The sequence below is a fragment of the Micromonospora sp. KC723 genome (genome assembly GCF_004348595.1).
GTDB lineage: Bacteria > Actinomycetota > Actinomycetes > Mycobacteriales > Micromonosporaceae > Micromonospora.
The window spans coordinates 1-2,871 of record NZ_SMKD01000254.1 but is presented as its reverse complement, the minus strand read 5'-3'; the positions used below and the strand labels follow the sequence as shown (position 1 = coordinate 2,871).

The 2,871-nt window shown below is 70.4% G+C and carries 5 protein-coding genes and 1 pseudogene; 3 read left to right on the top strand and 3 right to left on the bottom strand.

Annotation, left to right across the window (positions count from 1 at the left end; genetic code table 11):
• Nucleotides 1-574: hypothetical protein (locus E1165_RS29310; protein ID WP_207917067.1), on the top strand; the 574-nt coding region annotated here is incomplete at its 5' end.
• A 219-nt stretch (nt 575-793) separates the two neighbouring features.
• Entirely contained in the window at nt 794-1,105 is a 312-nt protein-coding gene (locus E1165_RS28360; protein ID WP_207917066.1) for a MerR family DNA-binding protein, read from the top strand.
• Between the two features lie 147 nt (nt 1,106-1,252).
• On the opposite strand, the gene E1165_RS28355 is transcribed toward E1165_RS28360, so the two are convergent.
• Both E1165_RS28355 and E1165_RS28350 read right to left on the bottom strand, forming a co-directional pair.
• Nucleotides 1,253-1,681, bottom strand: coding sequence for a hypothetical protein (locus tag E1165_RS28355; RefSeq protein ID WP_165945352.1), 429 nt, complete (start codon nt 1,679-1,681; stop codon nt 1,253-1,255).
• On the bottom strand, nt 1,624-2,037 hold the full coding sequence (locus E1165_RS28350) for an RNA polymerase sigma factor (RefSeq protein ID WP_243705034.1): 414 nt from the start codon (nt 2,035-2,037) through the stop codon (nt 1,624-1,626). Before E1165_RS28350 ends, E1165_RS28355 begins: the two co-directional genes overlap by 58 nt.
• A 305-nt stretch (nt 2,038-2,342) precedes the next feature.
• On the opposite strand from E1165_RS28350, the gene E1165_RS28345 reads away from it, so the two are divergent.
• Nucleotides 2,343-2,747 carry a hypothetical protein gene (locus tag E1165_RS28345; RefSeq protein WP_243705033.1) on the top strand — a complete coding sequence of 135 codons (405 nt, stop codon included), beginning with the start codon at nt 2,343-2,345 and terminating at the stop codon, nt 2,745-2,747.
• A gap of 19 nt (nt 2,748-2,766) precedes the next feature.
• On the opposite strand, the pseudogene E1165_RS30265 reads toward E1165_RS28345, so the two are convergent.
• Nucleotides 2,767-2,871: pseudogene (locus E1165_RS30265) on the bottom strand (IS5/IS1182 family transposase); the annotation flags it as partial.

Genomic DNA, 2,871 nt, shown 5'->3' with positions numbered 1-2,871 from the left:
ACCCGCCCCCGCCGGGACGCCGTCAGCCGACACGCCCGACGCCACGACCGCCCGACCGGACCGGATCTTCTGGATCAGCGTCGGCATCGGCACCCTCATGATCGGCTACGGTGTGCTGCTGCTCTGGCGCGACCCGATCCAAACCTGGCCGTACGCCAACGAGACGCTCGTCTCCCCAGCATCCGCGCAGTGGGGCATGATCCGCCGCTTCGTGGTCATACTCCTGCTCCACGACCTCGTGCTCCTACCGCTGGTATTCGGCTTCGCCGCCGTCACCTTCCGTCTGGTGCCACCAGCGTGGCGGGCACCGATCAGATTCGCGCTCATCGTGTCCGCGTTCGTGCTCCTCATCGCCGCCTGGGGCCTGGCAGGCCAAGCGATCGAGGTGCAACCCGGCAACCGTCAGGTCCTGCCGAACCACTACCCCACATCCGTGGCGCTGCTGCTCACGCCCGTATGGCTGGCCGCGACCGTCTGGGGCTACACAGCGCACCGTCGCAGACCACGAGCCCAGCCCCGGCCGAGCGGTGTCAAACAGCAAAACGAACCGGGCCGAGACCACGCCGGACCATAACGACCACTCCGCCCGCCGCCGCTGCGCGAGCCGTACCTGCTCGATGTCGCCGAGCGGGTCGAACGCCGCCTCATGCACCGCGTGTTACAGGGCCGCTGGGGCGGTCAGGGGTCGGGAAACCCTTGCGCGCCACGGCTGACGGTGGCCGGTGCGACGGTGGGTGGCACGCCCTGGAACGCGAGCGCGACGCGGCCGGCCGGGTCGAACAGGCTGGGCCAGGTGTGTCCGAACGCCTGCACGAAGGCGTTGGCGGCGTCTCGGCCGTCGCGGACATCGACGCCGAGGAACACCTTCATCCGGCGCGCCCGCACCCTCGGGCTCAGCCTGGAGGACATTGCCGCGGTCCTGACCATCCACCGCGACGGCGCACCGCCCTGCGGCACCGTCCGGGAACCGCCCGACGCCCACATCATCGACATCGACCGGACCATCGCCGACCTGCAAGCCCTGCGCGCCACCCTCACCCAGACCCGCCACGCCGCCGACCGCACGGCCGCCGCCGTATACCCGATCATCGACCTGGCACACTGACCATCCCGCCAGCAAGTCGCCAGCTTGTCACCGCAGCGTCCTGACCGTGGCACCGCGGCGGCTAACCGGCGCTTCGCCCGTCGCAGTCGCCGCGTGGATCAGGTCAGGTCCAGGGCGGTGGCCACCTGCCAGACGAGGCGTTGGTCGTCACCCAGGACGAGTGCCTTGTAGGGGTAGCGGGAGCAGAGTAGGGCTACCCCGCGGTGGGTCGTGATGGCCGCCCCACGACGGGCCGGTGGGGTGGTCGGCGCGTTCCGGCATCGGGAACGGCTGGTCGGAGGTGTAGATCAACACCCGGCGGCCGGTGTCGTCGCGGTAGGCGTAGCCGTTGACTGGCTGCCCGGCGAGGTGGCCGGTGCCGGCACCGGTCTCGGCCAGCCGCAGCCTGGTCAGGTCGGGCGCGGTCTGGTCGGGGATGCCTGTCCCGGGCAGCCGGTCGTTGCGGTAGCCGGTCACGGCCAGGGTGATCTGCACCGGCTCCGCCGCCGGGCTGGCGGCGCGGACGGCGACCACCGCACTCACCGCGGCGACCAGTGCCAGGACGGCGGCGGCCACCGCGCGGGGGCGACGCAGCACTGGACGGCCGGCAGCTGCCACAGCGCCTGGTGCACCTGGTCCCGGATCGTGCCGCTGATCGCCTCGGCGGCGGTGTCATGCCCGGACACCACGCTCGCGCCGGCGTACGGGTCGAGCACCTCAGTTGGCCGGCCGGCATCGCGCCGCCACCCGGCCCGCGCGATGTTGAGGCAAATCGTGGCCAGCCACGCCCGTGCATCGTCCGGCGGTTGGCGGCGCCAGCCCCGCAACGCGCGCAGGTAAGTCTCCTGGACCAGATCCTCGGCCTGCGGGCGGGTGCGGGCCAACCGCCGGGCCAGGTTGTAAACCAGGTCCAGGTGCTCACCCACCATTCGCACAAACTCGTCGTCGCTCATCGGCCCACCCATCTGCCCGGGTAGGACCCGCCGCGCCCCCCCCACTGATTGCACCCGCCCACACGACGATCTGCCTGCGCGCGCCGTCCGACCGTCCCGAGAACACGCCGCGCACCCTATTTTCGCACCGTCCACGCCGCGCCAGGATGCAAGCAAACCCGCGGCTACGCGTCCCTTCTTGTTGAGACCAGCGACCGGGTTGGCGCTGGTGCCAACGGTGCCAGGGAGGCTCACGATGACAACCCCACAGGCCCACGGAGGGCCCCACTTACACCGCCACCGGAACGGTCACTCTGCCTGCCCGCGTGATCGCCGGAATCGCCGGCGGACTGGCCGGCGGCCTGGTATTCGGGATCCTGATGCAGGCGTGGGACATGCTGCCCATGGTGGCCATGCTCATAGACAGCGAGTCCGTCGCCGTGGGCTGGCTGGTCCACCTGTTCAACTCGGCCCTGTTCGGCGCGATCTTCGCGATCCTGTTCGGCCGGTGGGCTTCCACCCTGCTACCCGCGATCGGTATCGGGCTCGCCTACGGGGTGCTGTGGTGGGTCGTCGGCGCCCTACTGATCATGCCCGCCTGGCTCGGCATGAACGAAATGATCTTCGAACTCAACACCACCGCCTGGCGCAGCCTGGCCGGCCACCTCGCGTACGGGCTACTACTCGGGGTCGTGTTCGCCCTCATCGGACCCCGGCTGCGACGCGACTAAGGCGTGTTTCATAAGCGGGTCAGAGCCACTCGCAGATGATGGTGATGGTCAGGACGGCCTGGAAGCGGACGGCTAACTTGTCGTAGCGGGTGGCCACGCCGCGGTGGCGTTTGAGTCGGGCGAT